Origin of the sequence: Pontibacillus marinus BH030004 = DSM 16465 (genome assembly GCF_000425225.1) — a bacterium.
Lineage (GTDB): Bacteria > Bacillota > Bacilli > Bacillales > BH030062 > Pontibacillus > Pontibacillus marinus.
Genome location: NZ_AULJ01000001.1, coordinates 139514 through 159638 on the forward strand (window position 1 = coordinate 139514; position 20125 = coordinate 159638).

19 protein-coding genes are annotated in these 20125 nt (G+C 39.3%); 18 read left to right on the forward strand and 1 reads right to left on the reverse strand.

What is annotated here, in order from left to right; translation table 11 throughout:
* Positions 1-13: 13 nt before the first annotated feature.
* From H514_RS0100750 to H514_RS24510, 3 genes are all read left to right on the forward strand, one after another.
* Entirely contained in the window at positions 14-1096 is a 1083-nt protein-coding gene (locus H514_RS0100750) for a GerAB/ArcD/ProY family transporter (protein WP_027445228.1), read from the forward strand.
* On the forward strand, positions 1093-2166 hold the full coding sequence (locus tag H514_RS0100755; RefSeq protein WP_027445229.1) for a Ger(x)C family spore germination protein: 1074 nt from the start codon (positions 1093-1095) through the stop codon (positions 2164-2166). The genes H514_RS0100750 and H514_RS0100755 overlap by 4 nt, the downstream gene beginning before the upstream one ends.
* Before the next feature lie 155 nt (positions 2167-2321).
* Positions 2322-2486 carry a YfhE family protein gene (locus H514_RS24510; RefSeq protein WP_154657283.1) on the forward strand — a complete coding sequence of 55 codons (165 nt, stop codon included), beginning with the start codon at positions 2322-2324 and terminating at the stop codon, positions 2484-2486.
* An 87-nt stretch (positions 2487-2573) separates the two neighbouring features.
* Here the strand turns inward: H514_RS24510 and H514_RS0100765 are convergent, their stop codons facing one another.
* The gene (locus tag H514_RS0100765) at positions 2574-3281 is read right to left on the reverse strand and encodes a DsbA family oxidoreductase (RefSeq protein ID WP_027445230.1); all 708 of its coding nucleotides are present in this window, start codon (positions 3279-3281) and stop codon (positions 2574-2576) included.
* 266 nt (positions 3282-3547) lie between these two features.
* Between H514_RS0100765 and H514_RS0100770 the strand changes: the two genes are divergently transcribed.
* The 15 genes from H514_RS0100770 to H514_RS0100840 all read left to right on the forward strand — a co-directional run bounded on the left by H514_RS0100770 (position 3548) and on the right by H514_RS0100840 (position 20124).
* Positions 3548-4147 (forward strand): hypothetical protein, encoded by a 600-nt coding sequence (locus H514_RS0100770; RefSeq protein WP_027445231.1) that lies wholly within the window; start codon positions 3548-3550, stop codon positions 4145-4147.
* 200 nt (positions 4148-4347) lie between these two features.
* Entirely contained in the window at positions 4348-5151 is an 804-nt protein-coding gene (larE, locus tag H514_RS0100775) for an ATP-dependent sacrificial sulfur transferase LarE (protein ID WP_027445232.1), read from the forward strand.
* Between the two features lie 25 nt (positions 5152-5176).
* Positions 5177-5938, forward strand: coding sequence for a nickel pincer cofactor biosynthesis protein LarB (larB, locus tag H514_RS0100780; RefSeq protein WP_027445233.1), 762 nt, complete (start codon positions 5177-5179; stop codon positions 5936-5938).
* Between the two features lie 7 nt (positions 5939-5945).
* Positions 5946-6827, forward strand: a complete 882-nt coding sequence (gene larC / locus H514_RS0100785; protein WP_036841541.1) for a nickel pincer cofactor biosynthesis protein LarC — start codon at positions 5946-5948, stop codon at positions 6825-6827.
* Between the two features lie 218 nt (positions 6828-7045).
* Positions 7046-8821 (forward strand): PrpR N-terminal domain-containing protein, encoded by a 1776-nt coding sequence (locus H514_RS0100790; RefSeq protein ID WP_027445235.1) that lies wholly within the window; start codon positions 7046-7048, stop codon positions 8819-8821.
* 161 nt (positions 8822-8982) lie between these two features.
* Positions 8983-10290, forward strand: a complete 1308-nt coding sequence (locus tag H514_RS0100795) for a four-carbon acid sugar kinase family protein (RefSeq protein WP_231566540.1) — start codon at positions 8983-8985, stop codon at positions 10288-10290.
* Positions 10291-10340: 50 nt separating this feature from the next.
* A complete protein-coding gene (locus H514_RS0100800) occupies positions 10341-11387 on the forward strand; it encodes a TRAP transporter substrate-binding protein (RefSeq protein WP_036841456.1) in 1047 nt (348 codons plus the stop codon).
* Between the two features lie 145 nt (positions 11388-11532).
* Positions 11533-12027, forward strand: a complete 495-nt coding sequence (locus tag H514_RS0100805; RefSeq protein WP_231566539.1) for a TRAP transporter small permease — start codon at positions 11533-11535, stop codon at positions 12025-12027.
* Positions 12024-13301 (forward strand): TRAP transporter large permease, encoded by a 1278-nt coding sequence (locus H514_RS0100810; protein WP_027445239.1) that lies wholly within the window; start codon positions 12024-12026, stop codon positions 13299-13301. Before H514_RS0100805 ends, H514_RS0100810 begins: the two co-directional genes overlap by 4 nt.
* A gap of 26 nt (positions 13302-13327) precedes the next feature.
* Entirely contained in the window at positions 13328-14341 is a 1014-nt protein-coding gene (gene pdxA, locus H514_RS0100815; protein ID WP_027445240.1) for a 4-hydroxythreonine-4-phosphate dehydrogenase PdxA, read from the forward strand.
* Between the two features lie 95 nt (positions 14342-14436).
* Positions 14437-15687: a nickel pincer cofactor-dependent isomerase, group 22 gene (locus H514_RS0100820; protein WP_027445241.1), complete on the forward strand. Its 1251-nt coding sequence runs from the start codon at positions 14437-14439 to the stop codon at positions 15685-15687.
* A gap of 23 nt (positions 15688-15710) precedes the next feature.
* Positions 15711-17147 carry an aldehyde dehydrogenase family protein gene (locus H514_RS0100825; RefSeq protein ID WP_027445242.1) on the forward strand — a complete coding sequence of 479 codons (1437 nt, stop codon included), beginning with the start codon at positions 15711-15713 and terminating at the stop codon, positions 17145-17147.
* 26 nt (positions 17148-17173) lie between these two features.
* Positions 17174-18382, forward strand: coding sequence for a hydroxyacid-oxoacid transhydrogenase (locus H514_RS0100830; RefSeq protein ID WP_027445243.1), 1209 nt, complete (start codon positions 17174-17176; stop codon positions 18380-18382).
* A gap of 70 nt (positions 18383-18452) precedes the next feature.
* On the forward strand, positions 18453-18920 hold the full coding sequence (gene larC2, locus H514_RS0100835; protein WP_027445244.1) for a nickel pincer cofactor biosynthesis protein LarC2: 468 nt from the start codon (positions 18453-18455) through the stop codon (positions 18918-18920).
* Between the two features lie 121 nt (positions 18921-19041).
* A complete protein-coding gene (locus H514_RS0100840) occupies positions 19042-20124 on the forward strand; it encodes a CdaR family transcriptional regulator (protein ID WP_027445245.1) in 1083 nt (360 codons plus the stop codon).
* The last annotated feature ends 1 nt before the right edge of the window (position 20125 follow it).

The following is a 20125-nucleotide window of genomic DNA, read 5'->3' on the forward strand; positions in this document are numbered from 1 at the left end:
ACGAGGTAATTTTATGAGAGTTCCCATTCAAGAAAAAGTATCAACTTATATGGTCTTTTATCTCATAACCTCCGTTCAGGTGGGGGTTGGGATATTAAGTTACCAATCACAGATCAATAAGCATGCAGGGCATGATGCATGGATGTCAGTATTGATTGCGGGTTTATTTATTCACATCACGATTTGGATGATCTATGTTGTATTAAAAGGGGTGGATGGTGACCTTGTCGAGGTTAATAAGCAGGTATTCGGTAAGGTTATAGGATCTGTCTTTACTATATTATATATGCTCTATCTTGTTTTAGGAGCTACGATTGTTATTCGAATTTATATTGAAGTTGTCCAAGTCTGGATGTTCCCTCAAATGAAAGTATGGAGTATCTTATTTTTGATCCTCCCCTTAGTGTTTTATATCATTAACGGAAGTTTTAGAGTAGTAGTGGGGATTTGTTTTTTAGGCTTTATTGTTCCAGCTTTTCTTATGACAAGTTTTTTATTTCCTTTGCAATATTCGAATTTAAATTTGGTTTTGCCTGTTTTTGATCATACGTTTCAAGAATTTTTACTGTCAGCGAATGAAGCTGCGCTAAGCTTTATTGGGATCAGTGTTTTGATGATTTATTATCCATTTATTAAAGAAAAAGAACAGTCCCAAAAATGGGCTCATTTTGGCAATCTAACGACCACCTTTATCTATACAGTGTTGGCTATTATAACATTCACATACTATAACCAGCCCCAATTAAGTTCGCTAAAATGGCCAACATTGGATATGTGGAAAATCATTGAGATGCCCTTCGTTGCTCGGTTTGAGTATGCAGGTATTTCCACTTGGTTTTTAGTCATATTACCTAATTTGACTTTATTTCTATGGGCAGCAAGTCGAATGATGTATCGACAATTTCAAGTATCTCAACAAAAATCTATTGTACTTTTCTTAATAGCAGTGTTTATTGGTTGTTTTTTTATGGAGACAAGAGAGGAGTTAGAAAAAGTTACGAAAGTGTTTTCCATGTTTGGCAGAGGGATTCTTTATGTCTACATCCCTTTTATATTTTTAACGTATTGTTTATTAAGAAAGGGCCGAAGGAAATGAAGGGTAAAACGTTTATCATATTTATCATATCGATTTCTTTGAGTTTGATCATGAGTTTTACGATACCTAAAAAAATTATTGATCAAATTCAAATGGTTACAGTGATGGGGTATGATCAAGTCGAAGATGAAATGATTCGGGGTACGGCGATTGTACCTAAATATATAAATAAGAATAAAGTGAGCAATATTATCTATACCAATGTATCAGAATTGATATATGAAAATCAGACCGATTTAAATCGCGTTGCTTCAGAAGAGCTTTATAACGGGAAGTTGGAGATTGTTTTATATGGGAAAGAACTAGCGAAAAAAGGGATGGTACCTTATATTGATTTTTTAACACGAGATCCATCAATTGGCTCCCGTACGTACTTGGCGATTGTAGAAGAGAGTGCTTATAGGTTAATCAATCAAATAAATACAGAGCAAAGTGCAGGGCTGTACTTTAGTGATTTAATAGAACATAATATTATTAATGGAAATTTACCAGAAACAAACCTCAAAATTTTTCAAACAGGTATAAAAAGTCAACTGCAAGATCCATTTCTCCCAATACTAAAAGTAAAGGGAGATAAAGCCATTATAGAGGGGTTAGGTTTTTTTGATAAAGATAAATTTGTATTTACATTACCTTATGACAACGCATTTCTCTTTAATATTCTAAAGGAAGAAGTCGGGAATGGGAAGTACGCTTTGAAACGTAATCATATAAAAGCCTCAATCCAGAGTATAGAATCTACGAGGGACTTTAAAGTAGAAGGTAGTAAAGCGAATCCAATTATTAACGTAACTTTAACCCTTAGAGGGGTATTGCGTGAATATACAGGGCCTAGTCTTAATAAAAACAAAGACGAAATTAATAAAATGTGGAAAGAAGATGTAAGGCAAAAAGGTCAGGAGTTAATAAATAAGTTTCAAGAGTTAGAAATCGACCCCATTAGCATTGGTTTACAAGTGAAAGCCAATACTAGAGGTTTTGATTTGTCAAATTGGAAAGACATATACCCTAATGCAGAAATAAAACTTAAAGTGAAATCTAAACTAATTGAAACAGGTACAATGAATTAATAAGTAGAAGTGCCTGACCCCCACCACGTTAAAGCTTTAACGTGGTGGGGGTCAGGCACTTTTTTAGGCACTTTTTTTAATTTTTATGTTTCATCCTTCGGGAACAGCGGGAATGCAATTAATGTACCCTAGTTACAACAGAAAGGATGAGTAACATGTATAAAAGATCACAATATCAACCGGTAGGCGGAGAAAAGTTTGAAACTTCAGCGGCAAAAGAAGTTATATATGCAAAAGAATTTAAGAATGCGGATATCGCAGGTGGCTATCGTAAGCCAAAGTTACAAGAAGCGAAGAATAGCAACCCTCAATTACCTTAAACACGATACATCTAAAGCAGCCTGAAATCAGGCTGCTTTATTCATTCATGAAAAAATGGAACACCCGTTCAAGGCATTCCATTCTTTTTAGATATCGCAGTTATCATCCTTGCACACGCCATCTCCATCGTCACCGATCGATTCAAATGCAGGTGTTTTTTGTTCCTCTTCAAGTGCTTTTCGTAGCCCGTTTAAGAAAGCTTCTTTCGGCTGAGCTCCAGAAATCGCGAATTTGCGATTAATTACGAAAAAGGGAACCCCTTGTACCCCGATTTGCTGCGCTTCTTGCTCATCACTGCGTACAGCTTCAGCATATTTCCCCTCTGTTAAGGCAGCTTCAACGTCTTCTTTGCTCATACCAGCTTGCATCGCAATATCTGTTAAAGTTTCTTGATCACCGATGTGTTTGGATTTTTCAAAATGAGCGTGGAATAGTTGTTCAGATACCTGGTCTCCCAATCCTTGTTCAAACGCACGTTGGAAAATACGATGCGCATCAAACGTGTTGGTAGGGATCATCGTATCAAATTGGAAGTCGAGTCCAACTGCAGCAGCTTGCTGACGAACCCCTTCAGTCATTTGTTTAATCTCTTCAAGAGACTTCCCATACTTATCCGCTAATCGCTCATGCGTGTTTTTGTCGGAATCAACTGGAGCGTTAGGATCCAGCTCAAAACTTTTAAAACTTACCTCAACCTGATCAGCCTCAGGAAATTCTGCCAAAGCCTCTTCTAAACGACGCTTGCCAATATAACAAAAAGGACAGACGAAATCTGACCATACTTCAATATTCATACATAACACCTCTTTAAGTCTGTTTCTCACTTATTTTAACACGAGGAGAGATGTTTAGACGTATAGGACGCTCAGAGTGCCTGTCGAAAAAGGTGCCTGCGAAAAAGGTGCCTGACCCCCACCGCTTTAAAGCGATGGGGGTCAGGCACTATTATAGGCACTTATATTTGTATTAAAATTTTTTGATGAAGTAATAGGACGTTTGCTGTAAAGGTATGATACAATCCAAATGTTTGCATATATTTGATCAAGAAAGGAAGAAGAAAATGAGTGGGTTCGTTTCGGTGTTGGCTATGGGTTTATTGTTAGGAATCAAACATTCCCTTGAACCAGATCATGTTGTGGCAGTATCAACACTTGCCAGTGAGAATAAAAGTCTAAAAAAGTCTTCACTAGCAGGGGTCGTTTGGGGTGTTGGTCATACACTAACTATTGCTTTGGTAGGAATGATTGTCTTTCTTCTAAATATCGAGATATCTGAAAGTGTATCAGGATTTTTTGAAGTCGCCGTTGGTGTGATGATTATTTATCTTGGAATTCGTGGAGTCCTTTCTGTTTTCCGTTCAAAACCTAGAAAAGTAAGCCTGTTTTCGCCTGCCATAATCGGTTTTATACATGGTTTAGCTGGTAGTGCTGCTATGATTGTATTGATTGTAGCGACAATCGATACAACCGTTGAAGCTGTGCTATACTTACTTGTATTTGGCGTAGGAACGGTTACTGGGATGATGCTATTTACCGTCATTTTAGGTTTACCATTTACTAAGTTTAATCTACAAGTTAAGTGGATGAATACTTTAACATTAGGAATCGGATTTTTAAGTATTCTATTTGGTACCTATTACATTACATCTATCTATTACTAAAAAGCATTTCTCTAGGGATGCTTTACTTATTTTCACGTATTATGTATCCGTTTTCATTTAGGGGTGATGACACCCAATAGGATTAGGAGTACATATATTTTCTCTTTAACAATCTAATACATTTATTGTAGTATGTATTTAAATTTAAATTAAAATGTATGCCTTTACATAATTTTTGTGAGGGAAAGGAGATATGCAACATGGTAGAACAGAAACTTGAACGTCTGAAAAATAACCTGAGAGAATTAGATTCCATTGTCGTTGCCTTTTCAGGAGGGGTCGATAGTACCTTTTTATTAAAAGTGGCTATAGATACACTTGGTAAAGATCGAGTGTTGGCTGTCACGGCTGATTCTGAGACATATCCTCAGCATGAACTCGAAGAAGCGAAGCGGCTAGCTAAGCAACTTGATGCTAAACACCAAGTGATTGAGACTTCTGAGCTCGCTATCCCAGGGTATGTAGAAAACGACAAAAACCGTTGTTATTTCTGTAAAAAAGGACTATTCGAAGAAGTTTATCCGATTATGAATGAGTATGGGTTTAAGAATATTGTCTATGGTTTAATTGCAGATGATAATAGCGAGTATCGTCCTGGTGCTCGAGCAGCAAAAGAATATAACGTACGAGGTCCTTTAGAGGAAGTAGATTTCCATAAAGAAGAGATTCGAGCTTTATCAAAAGAATATGGCCTCCCTACATGGGATAAGCCATCGTTTGCTTGTCTATCATCTCGAATTGCTTATGGAGAACGTATCACTCAAGAAAAGTTGGATAAAGTCGAGAAATCAGAGTTATACCTCAAAGGCTTAGGGATAAGGCAGATGCGTGTTCGTACACATGAGGACATTGCACGCATTGAGGTTGAACCTCAAGATATGCCAGTCGTTCTAGAAAACCATGAAGAGATTCAAGAGACCATTCAATCCTACGGTTATAAATATGTAACGTTAGATCTGCAAGGTTATAAGAGTGGTAGTATGAATAAAGCTATCGGCATGTAAGCACTGAGAATGAGGAGAATATGAGATGAAAAATACAGATATGGAAAACATTTTACAACAAGTTCAAGAGGGAAATTTGAGTATAGACGAAGCGAAAACCAAATTAACCCCATTCCATGACATGGGCTATGCAAAATTGGATCACAACCGCCAAGATCGAACAGGTTTTCCAGAGGTTGTATATGGAGAGGGCAAAAGTGCAGAGCAAATCATTCGGATCATAGAAGCACTTAAAGAAAAAACTAACCGAGTATTAGCAACTCGAATAGACTCTGAGAAAGCATCTATTATTCTGGAATCCATTCCAGATCTGACCCATAACAAGGATGCTCGAACACTATTCTGGCGACATGAAGACGAACCAACTTACCTGTACAATGGGTATGTTTCTGTTGTGTGTGCCGGTACATCCGATTTAAGTGTTGCTGAAGAAGCGGCTGTTACGGCTGAAGCATTTGGCTCACCGGTTAAACGCATTTATGATGTGGGCGTAGCAGGGATCCATAGACTATTTCACTACTTAGAGGATATTGAACAAGCTGAAGCAACAGTCGTAGTAGCTGGAATGGAAGGAGCACTAGCTAGTGTGGTAGGCGGACTCATCCAAAACCCGATTGTCGCAGTTCCAACTAGTGTTGGATATGGAGCGAACTTTCAAGGGATGTCAGCTTTACTATCCATGTTAAATGCCTGTTCGCCAGGTATTAGTGTGGTCAACATCGACAACGGTTTCGGTGCAGGTTATTACGTATCCCTTATTCATAAAAATACACAAACAGAAGGATGAATAAATGATGAAAGCCCTTTACCTAGATTGTTTTTCTGGAATTAGTGGAGATATGACCATTGGTGCCCTCTTAGACCTTGGCGGGGACCTGGATTTATTGAAAGAGGAATTGAAAAAGTTAAACATTGATGAAGAATATGATATCGAATCTAACAAAGTGGTGAAAACTGGTGTGTCAGCTACGAAGTTTGATGTACTTCTTCATCATGAGCATGTTCATGGTCACGATCACCATCATACACACGATCATGAACATAGTCATAGCCATGATGGTCACACGCATGATCACAGCCATAGTCATGAAGGACATACCCATGAACACGATCATAGTCATGATCATCATCACCATGGACATGACCATTCACATGATCATCATCACCGACACTATTCAGATATTGTAGAGCTAATTAGTCAAGCTGGCTTCAATGAGCATGTGGAGAAGATGGCATTGAAGATCTTTGAAAAGATAGGAAGGGCAGAAGCGAAAATACACAATATGCCTTTTGAAAAAGTACATTTCCACGAGGTTGGCGCAGTTGATTCGATTATTGATATTGTCGGTACATGTATCCTAATGGACCAACTTCAAATTTCAAAAGTTTATGCCTCAAATATTCCGGTAGGGAATGGAAAAATCCGTATCGCTCATGGATTGTATCCTGTTCCAGCCCCGGCAACATTAGAAATTATGAAAGGTATTCCCATTCAACGTACGAACATTAGAGGTGAACTCACTACCCCAACTGGCGCTGCCATTGCGGCTGCCTTTGTAGAAGAGTTCGGTCCAATCCCAACGATGCGAGTAGATGCTGTTGGATATGGTGCTGGAACGAAAGACTTTGCAGACCATCCGAATGTATTACGGGCTATGATGGGAACGATTGAATAATTTCTTTGAGAAGGAGCTTTGCTTATTAGCGGAGTTCCTTTTTTTCTTCTACAACCCTGCTTCAATGGTTCAAACCCACCATACTAACCCTTTCACTAACATCCTATTTTATCCAAACAATCCATATATAAGAAAAATAAAGAACTAGAATTGTTGTAAACGATTCCAACCTATGTTACAAATAAGAGTGTGTTGATTTTTGCAACAGGAGAGATTTTATGATTAAAGCTTTAGTAATAACTCCGTATGAAGGATTAGTTGAAATTGTTAAAGAAGTTGCAGAAGAAGTAGATGACTTTGATATACATATTAAACAAGGGAATCTTGAAGAAGGATTAGCCTACGCTCGGGAAGCTGAAGAGCAAGGTTTTGACCTGATCATTAGTCGTGGAGGAACATCTTCTCTGATAGAACAGCATGTGAAAATCCCGGTTGTTGATATACAAGAGTTTGGTTATGACATTCTGCGCATTATGACGATGGTGAAAGGTTTTACTGGAAAAGCGGGGATTGTTGGTTTTCCGAACATTACTCGTGGAGCTTCAACAATATGTAACCTATTAGACATGCAAGTGAGAACCATGACCATAAACCATGATTTAGAGGTAGAGTCCAAACTGCAGGAACTAAAAAATGATGGGTTTGAAGTAGTCATTGGAGATGTTATCACAACAGAAGCTGCAAAAAGAATTGGGCTAAACGGCATACTTATCACTTCAGGGAAAGAAGCTGTGTTAGAAGCCTTAGAAGATGCCAGACGTATGCATCGATTGTTTTCAAGGCTCAATAACGATTTGTCTTTTTATAAAAATATATTGCAAAAAGATGAGCGTTCCATCGCAATTCTGAACGATGATGGGGAATGGTTATTTCAAAACCAAAGTTGGAGTTCAGCCTTCAGTCATGTAGACCCAAGGGAGATAAAAGAAGTCGAGCGTATGATTCATCAAACCCAAGAAGAAAACGAGGAGAAAAAGAAAAGTATCCTCATCGAAGGGGACCTTTGGAAGTTTTCTGCTTTAAGGACGAAGGAGTCTATTATACTAACTGCTGATAGACTGTTTAATCACCGTTTAACGAATTCTAGCAATGAGGATCTCCCTTTTATTGAAATGGTGCAAGAAGTTCCGTTTATTCCTATTTCAGGTCAGAGTGATTCCACGCAAAGGGTGTTGAAGCAGATTGATCAGTGTAAAGAGATGGATGAACCTGTCTGGATTAAAAGCGAAGAAGGAAATGGGAAGGAACTCATTGCCCAATCAATTTATTTAGCACGTGAGGAATTTGAACACCCGTTTATGATGATTCATTGTCACATGATGTCTGCTGATCAACTGAATCATCTCGTTGAAGAAGGGTTTTTTCAAAAGGTAGAAACAAGTATTTATTTAAGGAAAGTGGATGCACTCTCGTTAGAAGCGCAGCGTACGTTGTTGTCATTAGTGAAGCAGTTGCAACACACGTCAACTGGCCCCAAATGGATTTTATCTTCTTCACCAGAGATAGAACGTTATGTTGAAGAGGGGCGTTTTGATAGGGACCTTTATTATCAATTAGCGAGATATGTGATCGAGCACCCTCCTTTACGTGAACGAAAAGAAGATATTAAAAATTTAATTCAACTATTTATTTCTGAGAACCATTCCCGTTATGGAAAACAAGTGGTTGGTGTAAGAGAAGATGCATTAGATATGTTGATCCAATACGATTGGTTAGGGAATGTAGACGAATTAAAACAGGTCATTGAACAATTGGTTCAGGAGTCAGAATCGTATTATATAGATTTAGCTCATACCCAATCGATTTTGAACAGGAAACGATTGGATGATGAGGAGGATGTTGCAAACTACAACGGAATCCAGATTGAAGGCACTTTAGAAGATATAGAGCGAAAGATCATCCAAAAGGTACTTGAGGAAGAAGATATGAACCAGTCCAAAGCTGCTGAAAGATTAGGCATTAACAGAACCACGCTATGGCGTAAACTTAAATAGTTTACGCCATTTTTTTTAGAAAATTTTTAAAAACATATTGCTAAATGCAACACAGTAATTTAATATAGATGTTGCAAACGCTTACTTGGTGTTTCAAAATGACACACTTTCGCTTGTTTATTTTTTGAAAGCGATTGCGAAGAAAGGGGGGAGAGAAGAAGATGGTGAGCTTAGCGATCATAGCAGACGATCTAACAGGAGCTAGTGACACAGGAGTACAATTTGCTAAGCAAGATCTTAAAACAACAGTTCTGTTTTCTGAATCTCAGCTTGTACCCTCAAACATTACAGGTGATGTGATTGTCATCAATTCGGACAGTCGTGCGATCGAATCTGATGAGGCTTACAATCGAGTCCGTAACATCGCATCTACGTTACATAATAGTGGCGTAAAGAATATCTTTAAAAAGATTGACTCGACTATGCGAGGAAATGTCGGGGTTGAGATCGATGGAGTCATGGACGAAGCTTCTTTCGATGTAGCACTTGTAGTACCTGCTTTTCCGAGCAGTCACCGTGTTACAGAACAAGGGTTTCATTATGTGAACGGGCTACCGCTTAAAGAATCTGAGTTTTCAAATGACCCGACATGCCCAGTTACTGATAGTCATCTTCAGAGGTTATTAGAGAAGCAAAGCAAACGAAAGATTGGCTTAATTACACTTGAAGATGTACGAAAGGGATCGGAGCACTTGTCAAAAAAGCTGAAAGAATTTGCTGAAACCAACCCATCATCGGTTATTGTACTGGATGCCAAAACCGACGATGATCTACAAATTATCTCAAAAGCTGGTGCCTCAATAGAGCAAAAAGCATTGTGGGTAGGATCAGCTGGAATTGCAGCTCATTTGAGTAAGGATGTTGAAAAAGTGGAGCCAAATCAACTTGAAACAAAAAAAGCTCGTCACCCAATCTTATTCGTAGCGGGTAGCATGAGTTCGGTTACGCACAATCAGATCCAAGCATTAAAAGAACACAATAAGCTAAATGAAATTATTATTAATCCTAGTAAGTTCTTTAAAGAAGAGGAGAAAGATCAAGAAGTTAAACGTGTCGTCCAAGAAGGGATTCGACTTCTAAAAGAAGGAGACTTAATCATATCAACGAACCGTGATCCTGATATGTTCGATGATGTGAAAGCGCTTCAGAGGTCTATGGATCTATCAAACTATGAGCTTGGACAACTCATAGCCAAAACCATGGGAGAAATGACGCGCATTCTTCTTAAGAAGAAAAACATTCAAGGACTCGTCCTTACAGGAGGCGACATTGCAGGAGTCACTTGTAATGAGTTAGATGGTAAAGGCATTCGAGTCATGGGTGAGGTTGAAGCCGGTATCCCTTATGGGGAGTTATTCGGTGGCCCACATGACGGTCTCCCCCTTGTAACGAAGGCAGGAGCATTTGGGCGTGAGCATGCTTTAATTCATGCATTAGAAACACTTTTGGGTGAAAAAGAACACATTTAAATGATTGCGTTCTTTAACATAATTTTTTCTATACTAAAGGAGGAAGTAACATGAAAGGATTCAAAAAGAGTTTATTTTTAATGGTAACAGTACTTGTATTCGGCCTACTAGCTGCTTGTGGAGGAAACGGTGAAGAAGCAAGTGGAAATGAAGGTAATGGAGATGAAAGTAAAGATAGTAAATCAGAAAAGAAATCCCTTCAGGTTGGTATGACTCTAGCAGAAGACTCTCACTATTACAAAGGTTTAGAGAAGTTTGCTGAACTTGTTAAAGAAAAATCTGATGGTGAACTTACAATTGAAATCTTCCCGAACGGTTCTCTTGGGGGAGAGCGTGATATGGTAGAAAGCTTGCAAGTAGGTACATTAGATATGGTTCTATCTTCAACAGGACCGCTTGGTGGATTCGCACCTGAAATCAACGTGGTAGACTTACCTTTCCTTTTTGAAGATCGTGAACACGCTTATAAAGTTTTAGATGGTGAAATTGGACAAGATTTACTAACAAAGCTAGAAGATTCTAATATTAAAGGTCTAGCTTGGTGGGAGAACGGTTTCCGTAACGTAACAAATAGTAAACGTGCAATTAAAGAGCCAAAAGATTTAGAGGGCCTTAAGATCCGTACTATGGAAAATGAAGTACACATGGATTCCTTTGAAGCAATGGGCGCTAACCCAACACCAATGTCATTCACTGAGCTGTTTACAGCACTTCAACAAGGTGTAGTAGATGGTCAAGAAAATCCAGTACCAATCATCAAGACTTCTCAGTTCTACGAAGTACAAGATCACTTAACACTTACAGGTCATTTCTATTCTCCTGCAGCACTTCTAGTAAGCTCTAAAGTATTTGAAGGTCTTTCAGAAGAGCATCAAAAAGTGCTACAAGAAGCAGCTCAAGAAGGCGCAGAGTTTGAGCGTCAAGTTGTTAAAGATATGGACAAAGAAATGGTTGCTGACTTGAAAGAAAAAGGTATGAAAGTTGTGGAAGATGTAGATAAAGATGCATTCCGTGAAGCAACGAAGAGTGTTTATAAGAAGTATGAAGAGAAATTTGGTAAAGAGTTAATTCAAAAAATTCAAGACGCTGCTAAATAAGACAGTCTTATAGAAGGTGTGGGGAAGCTTAATCCCCCACATCTTCCTTTTATAAAAGAGAAATTTTAAGAATGGGACCTGAATAGAAAAGCATCTTGCCACTCCCTTATTAGGGAAAGGCCAATCTTTTCTAAGGAGGAGGGGTATGATGAGAGCAATAATCAAATCAATCGATGGTTTAAATAAAGTCTTAGGAGTATTACTAGCCGTATTATTAATGGTCATGTCTGCCGTCGTATTCTATCAAGTGTTCTCAAGGTTCGTTCTTGATGAGTCACTTCGTTGGTCTGAAGAATTAGCTCGCTACATTATGATTTGGGCGGTATTCATAGGTTCAGCCTTGGCTATTCGAAAGATGGAACTTATATCAGTGGATGCGATCAAAGAGCTAATGCCTGAAAAAGCGATTAAGGTTTTAAACATTTTAGTATATTTAGCTTCAATTGTATTTTTAGCAGTCCTCGTTCAATACGGGTTTGAAATGGTGTCAAATGTATCAACTCAAACATCACCAGCCATGAGGATACCAATGGCATGGGCATATGCAGCAATTCCAGTTGGATCTATTTTCATGATCATCAATTGTATTGCAATTGTGATCGAAAATATTATGAATTTTAAAGGAGGGGAACAAACATGACAGTCACATTATTAGTATCTATGCTCATTATGTTTGTTCTCACTGTACCGATAGCGTTAGCGATTGGAGGAGCTTCTACGTTAGCCATTACAACAAGTGGTGATTTACCTTTGCTCGTAGTGGTTCAACGAATCTTCACCTCACTTGATTCATTTCCGCTTATGGCAATTCCATTTTTCATTTTAGCTGGTTCCTTAATGGAGTCTGGTGGTATTTCAAAACGACTTGTCCATTTTGCGAACACTTTAGTAGGCTCCATGACTGGTGGTCTAGCAGGGGTAACGGTTGTCACATCCATGTTCTTTGCAGCTATTTCTGGTTCAAGTCCAGCTACGGTTGCGGCAATTGGTTCCATTATGATTCCAGCGATGGTAGCCAAACATTATGATGTAAACTTTGCTGCTGCTGTTCAATCTGTAGCAGGTGCACTAGGTGTAATCATCCCGCCTAGTATTCCAATGATTTTATATGGAGTTGTGGTAGGCGTTTCCATCGGAGATCTATTTCTAGCAGGAATTGTTCCAGGCTTCTTAATTGGCGGTTCCTTAGTATTAACAGCGTTTATTATTTCAAAACGTAAAGGATACAAGGGGACGCAATCCTATACAGGTGAAGAGCGATTAAAAGCTTTCTTGGATGCCATATTTGCTATGCTTATGCCAGTGATTATCCTAGGCGGGATTTACGGAGGGATCTTCACACCAACAGAAGCAGCGGTTGTAGCTGTAGCTTATGCTCTTATTATTGGAACGGTTGTTTATCGAGAGATTACTTTTAAGAATATCATCCCTATTTTTGTGAAATCAGGAATTACTACAGCAATTATCATGCTTATTATCGGTAATGCTGGTTTACTAGGTTGGATCTTAACGAAAGAACGCATTCCTCAGACGGTTGCGCAATCCTTTATTGAGTTCTCAGACAGCCCGATTGTTTTCTTATTAATTGTAAATCTATTTTTACTTATCGTAGGAATGTTCTTCGAGACTTCCGCGTCCGTTATCATTCTAGCGCCGATCCTTGCACCGATTGCAATGCAATTAGGGATTAACCCGATTCATTTCGGAATTATTATGGTCGTGAACCTTGCCATAGGAATGGTAACTCCACCACTTGGAGTAAATCTATTTGTCGCCATGCAAATATCCAAAGTGAAATTAGAACAGCTATCGAAAGCTGTGCTCATATTCTTAGCTGTCTTGATTTTCGACGTGTTGTTAATCAGTTATGTTCCAGAGATATCTATGTTCCTAGTTGAAATGTTTGAAAAATAGACCGTACTAAAGGAGGAAGCAATGAAATGACTCTACAAAAACCAACTATAGCAATTACCATGGGTGATCCTTCCGGAATTGGAGCGGAAATCACGGTGAAATCCTTACAAGATGCAGCCTTGTACGAACAATGTAAACCATTCGTCATTGGCGATAAAAAAATCATAGAGCGTGCATTGGACGTAACCAATGTAAACTTAGATCTCAATGCAATTCAGGAGCCAAAAAACGGTAAGTACACACATGGAACAATTGATGTGTTGGATTTAGACTTGGTTTCCGATGATTTAAAATGGGGCGAGGTTTCCGCTGAAGCAGGGAATGCAGCATTCCATTATTTAAAAACGGCCATCACACTAACGAACGAGAATAAAATACATGGGATTTGCACAGCTCCATTGAATAAAGAAGCTCTTCATAAAGCTGGTCATATCTATCCAGGTCATACCGAGATCCTAGCAGAGCTAACGAATACAAAAGACTTTGCGATGATGTTGTCAGCTCCTGATCTTCGAGTGATTCATGTTACAACACATATTGGTCTTATGGATGCAATTAAGAAGATTGATTCTGAACGTGTGTATAAAGTCATTGATATGGCTCACGAGACTCTTCAAAAAGCAGGCATCGAATCACCGCGTATTGCGGTTTGTGGAATTAACCCACACGCTGGAGAGAATGGTCTCTTTGGAAATGGTGAAGAAGAAGAGAAAGTAATCCCTGGTGTTGAAAAGGCACAAGAGGAAGGTATTAATGTTGTTGGTCCTTTACCAGCCGACACCCTATTCTTCCGAGCGAAAAGAGGAGACTTTGATATCGTTGTAGCCCAGTATCATGACCAAGGACATGGTCCGATCAAGGTATTAGGATTAGAGGCTGGGGTTAATATAACAGTAGGTCTACCGATTATTCGCACAAGTGTTGACCATGGCACAGCTTTTGATATTGCTGGTAAAAATATTGCAGATGAGTTATCACTAAAAGAAGCCCTTCGTATTGCGATTGACTTAGCTCCACGTGATAAAGCTCTTCAAGAGTAAATGAGAGAGGGCAAGAGATCGTAGTGGTCTCTTGCTTTCTTGCTGTTTTTTATTGGATACATTCTGAAAATAATAAACATGAGAGGAAGTTTTTCGTGACATTTCCAAAGATGGCTAAAATCAAACAAAAATTTCAGACCAACCCCATACAAAATATTCAAAAGGTAGTGGCTGAACAATTCGCTAAAGTTGGAGCAGATGATTCCATCAAACCTGGTATGGAAGTGGCTATTACAGTCGGGAGTCGAGGGATTGCAAACATTCCCCTAATTGTAAAGTATGCTGGAGAAGAAGTGAAAAAACGCGGCGCGACCCCATTCATTATACCGGCCATGGGAAGTCATGGAGGTGCAACAGCAGAAGGACAAATAGAGGTCCTAGAAGGCTTAGGGGTAACAGAAGAAGCAACAGGATGTGAAATCCGTTCTTCTATGGATGTGGTTGAAGTAGGGCAAACGGATGATGGTGTACCTGTTTATACAGATCAACACGCCTATAACGCTGATGGAATTATCGTGATGGGCCGTGTAAAAGCTCATACCGATTTTAAAAGTACATTCGAAAGCGGTATTTTGAAAATGGCTTCCATAGGGATGGGAAAACATAAGCAGGCACTTGCCCTACATACTTACGGCATCAAAGGGATTCGTGACATGATGCCCGATGTGGGTCGCGTCGCTATTTCCAATACAAATACACTTTTTGGGTTTGCCATTGTAGAGAATGCCCACGAAGAAACCACTATATTGGAAGCCATTTTGCCTCAGGATATTGATGATCGTGAACCAAAATTATTAACTGAATCCATTGAACTTATGCCAAGCATACCCGTAAATGAGATGGACATTTTAGTTGTTGATGAGATTGGCAAAAACTACAGTGGGACAGGAATGGATACCAATATTATAGGGCGAATTCGTGTGCTAGGTGTTGAAGAGCCTGAACTCCCTTCTGTTAAATATCTCATTGCTTCAGACCTGAGTGAAGCGAGTCATGGGAATGCGCTAGGTATTGGATTAGCCGATCTCACGACAAAACGTTTGTTTGAAAAGATCCATTTTCAAGCGATGAATGAAAATGTGATTACAAGCACCTTTTTAGACCGGGCAAAGATTCCAATTGTCTTAGATAATGATCAGAAAGCTTTACAAGCAGCATTACGAGCTAATTGGGGAGTTGACGATGAAAATGCTCGGATCGTACGAATTCCAAACACGCTTCACATTGGGGAGTTATATGTATCTGAAGTTATTTTTAATGAGATTAAGGATCAAGAACGTATTGAAGTGTTAGAAGAACCAAAGGATATGGAGTTTGATGAAGCGGGTTATTTTTATCCAATGTAAAAGGTAAAAGAGGGGGAGGATGTATGATGAGTGAACAACCGATTTCGTATAAAAATTATATTGCAGGATCTTGGGTAGAAGGTGAAGGTACCATCCCAGTAACGAATAAATTTACAGGAGACACCTATGCTTTTGTATATCAAACATCTCGAGACCAAGTGACTGAAGCTGTGACAAGTGCAAAGGAAACGTTTGAAAAAGACACGTTATCCCCTACTGACCGTTACCATATCCTCTCTAAAGCAGCGGATATTATGAAGGAGCGTAAAGAAGAGCTTGCGCAAGTTATGGTTGCAGAGGTAGGAAAAACGATAACAGACGCCCGAACAGAAGTTGATCGAGGAATAAATACGTTAGTGGTATCTGCTGAAGAAGCAAAACGCATTTACGGTACAGGCATCCCGATTCAGGGTGAACAAGGGAACGAAGGAAAGATTTCTTATACGATGAGAGTGCCTGTCGGTGTTGTCGGTGCCATCACACCATTTAACTTTCCGTTTAACTTAACGATTCATAAACTTGGTCCAGCATTAGCGGCAGGGAATACCGTTGTGTTAAAACCTGCTGAAGTCACTCCTGTTATTGCGATGAAGATCACAGAAATTTTGGAGGAAGCTGGTCTCCCTAAAGGATATTTACAGGTCGTAAATGGTTATGGGAAAGATACTGGACAATATCTGTTAGAGGATAGCCGAATAGCGAAATACACATTTACCGGAAGTGCTGGTGTTGGGAAACATATTAAAGCCGTAACGGGTATCCGAAAAGTAACCCTTGAATTGGGGAATAATTCACCGAATATTGTACACCATGACGTGAAAGATCTAGACCGTGCTGTAGAGCTGTGCACAACACGTGCCATAGCCAATGCAGGTCAAGCTTGTATTTCTGTCCAGCGAATCTTTGTTCATGAAGACCGTTATGATGAATTTGTTGAGAAGGCGAAAAATCGCGTAGAAAGATTTGTCGTAGGTGATCCTTCCAATGAAGCGACAAACATCGGTCCTCTTATTTCAGAGGATGCTGCAAAACGTGTTGAAGCTTGGGTTCAAGAAGCAGAAAGTCAGGGGGCAAATGTAGTGACTGGAGGAAAACGTGATGGTTCACTCTATCATCCTACGATTCTGACAGATGTAACCGCTGACATGAAGGTCATGTGTGAAGAAGTATTTGCTCCTATTATGAACATTGTGAAGTACTCTGACATTGATGAAGCATTCAAGGAAGCCAATGCTTCTGACTTCGGACTCCAAGTGGGCGTCTTCACGGCAGATTTAGATCTAGCCATGAAAGCAACGAAGAAGCTTGAATTTGGTGGGGTTATTATCAACAATGTATCCACATTTAGAGCAGACATCATGCCTTATGGCGGTGTGAAAGATAGTGGTCTTGGAAAAGAAGGGCCTAAGTATGCCATTGAAGAGTTAACGGATGAACGATTAGTTGTCATAGATTCATAAACCGTTTGATAAGGGGAGTAGAGAATATGAGAAATACATGGGAATTTTTCTCAAGTGAGAATATCGTTTTTGGGAATGGGGCTATTCAAAAGTTGGATAAAGTCCTCTCCCGTTTTGGCGCTAAAAACGTCTTATTAGTAACTGATCAGGGTATCAAATCAGCGGGAATCCTCGAGAAAGTAACGGATGAACTAGAGAAATATGGATATCATTATTTAGTATATGATAAAGCTGTACCTGAACCTCCTATTAAATCAGCAATGGAATGCTTGGCATACGCGCAGTCTGAGATGCAGACAGACGTCATTATTGGTCTTGGTGGAGGAAGTAGTATTGACCTCGCTAAGGTTGTTGGGCTACTCCTTGAATATGGCGGAGAGCCAAGAGATTATTTTGGAGGAGAGAATCTCGTCCCTGGTCCTGTGAAACCAATGATCGCAATTCCGACGACAGCTGGTACAGGGTCTGAAGTTACCTCGGTAACCGTTTTAACCGATACAGAAAATCAGATGAAAGTTGGGATCTCAGACAACTTTTTAAGACCATCTGTTGCATTGTTGGATCCAGAACTAACAGTCGGACTACCACCATACGTAACAGCATGTTCCGGGATCGATGCATTGTCTCATGCCATTGAAGCTTATACTGCAAAAGACTATAAATATATTGAAGCAGAAGGGAATTTACTCTTTCAAGGATCCAACCCAATTAGTGATGTCTATGCATTAAAAGCGATCCAACTTATTGCAGACAATCTAATTGTAGCTGTACATCAGGGAAGTAATGTGGAAGCACGAGAGAACATGCTACTTGCCAGCCTATTTGCAGGCATGGCGTTTTCAAATGCTGGTACAGCGGCTGCTCATGCGCTAGCCTATCCAATTGGTGGAGTTACAAAATCTCCGCATGGCGAAGTAACGGGTTTATTGCTTCCGTATGTGATGAAGCATAATGCAACCGTAGCGCCGGAGAAAATGGCTGAGATTGCAAAGGCTTTCCACTATGATCTTTCAGGTTTGAATAACCATGAAGCGGCTGAACTAGGATATGAGGCCGTCTTAAATCTATTAGGCCAGATCAATTTACCTCAAACGCTTTCTGAAATTGGCGTGCAAGAAGAGCAGATCCCTGAAATAGCATCAAAAGCTCTTCAGATCGATCGTTTAATTCGAAACAACCCGAGAGTGCCATCTCAAAACTCATTTGAAGCGTTACTTGAAACGGCTTTTGCATAATAGATTGACAGAAGGAACTGTGGACGGTTAACTTTGTAAAAATAGAAGAATGTGATAAGGAAGTGAACCCATGAGTCAACGTTTCTCTCATTATGATGAACATGAGGATGCCAACATGATGAAAGTTGAAGTGAATTTAGATGATACACCACCAGAGTGGTTAGGTTATGTGATGGATAAGCTGTTTGAACTTGGGGCAAATGATGTGTATTACATTCCAATCTTTATGAAGAAAAACCGTCCAGGTATTCTTTTGCAACTTTTATGTGATCAATCGAAGCTGGATTCTTTGAAGGATGTCCTTTTCAAAGAGACGACAACCCTTGGGTTACGCTATTACCCACTATCTGTTCATAGGCTTGAAAGAAGGTTCCAGTCACTTACGACCCCTTGGGGAGAAGTTCAAATCAAAGAAGGTCTACATAATGGAGAAGTGATGCAAAGGTCCCCGGAGTACGATGAATGTAAACAAATTGCTGAGCAATATGATGTTCCATTGAAGGAAGTTTATAATAGGATTTGGCAGTTGTTGGGGTGAAAAATAGGAAACATCCAAGTTCCTCCCTTGCTAATATAATGTGTTTATGTGGTGAATATTTACTTTTGAGAAGTATTACTTTTAATAGATAGGATCAAAAGCTATAAAATGGGGAGATCCAATGCTTACAAAAGACATAGCTGATGTTGTTGTGAAGGAAACGATGAAAAGGTTAGGTCGAAACATAAACATTTTTGATCACAATGGGATTATCTTAAGTTCTGGTGAAAAAAGTCGCGTGGATACCTTTCATGAAGGTGCCCTCCAAGTGGTCAAAACGCAAAAACCAATCGTGATCAAAAATAGTGACGTAAACATATTGCGGGGAGTAAAGCCAGGCATTAACCTGCCTATTAGACAAAAAGGAAGTATTATTGGAGTAGTAGGGATCTCAGGGGTTCCTGAAGAAGTACAAGATTTTGGTTCATTAGTCGTTCTTATGACAGAATTATTGATCAACCAAAATCTCCTCTCCAAAGAAGTTGAGTGGAAATTTCGAACGCGGGAAACCATTATGGATGAATTGTTATCCGAACAGCCGGATTTAACGAAAATTAATCAAAAATTAGCGGTTTTGAATGCGAACCGATTATCACCACCCTATTTCCCAATCGTGTTTTCTTTCACACAAGACAAGCGAAAGAATGACCCCTTATTATCCAACATGTATAGAGAAATTGAAAAACAGTTAAGCGCCTATACTTGTATGTATGCTTTTCAAGACACGGAAACCTTCTGCATTCTTGTGAGCGCTTTTTCGGTTAAATACAAGGATACCATTTATGACATGCTAGAGCGATACTTCTCCACTCAATTCAAGCATGTATCAAGCGCGAGCGGATATCGAATAGAACGAATAGAAGAAATACCTGAATTATTCAATCAGCTAAGAACTGCCCTACAACTAACGGATAAGCGAAGAATTCATATTAAAGATGTTGAAATTCAACTCCTGTTAAAAAATGTTCAGGAAGAGAAAAGACAGCAAGTGAAAAGCAGGATAGAACTCAATTTGACTCAAGAATTAAAAGAAACATTAAGCGTATTATTCGAGCATGATTTGAATGTCCAAGCCACCGCTGAGGCAATGTTTATTCATAGGAATACACTTTTGTATCGATTGAAAAAAGTACAAGAACTGACTGGGTACAATCCTAGAAGTTTTCAGGATGCGGTGATCTTACAAATCTCTCAATGGATCTGAG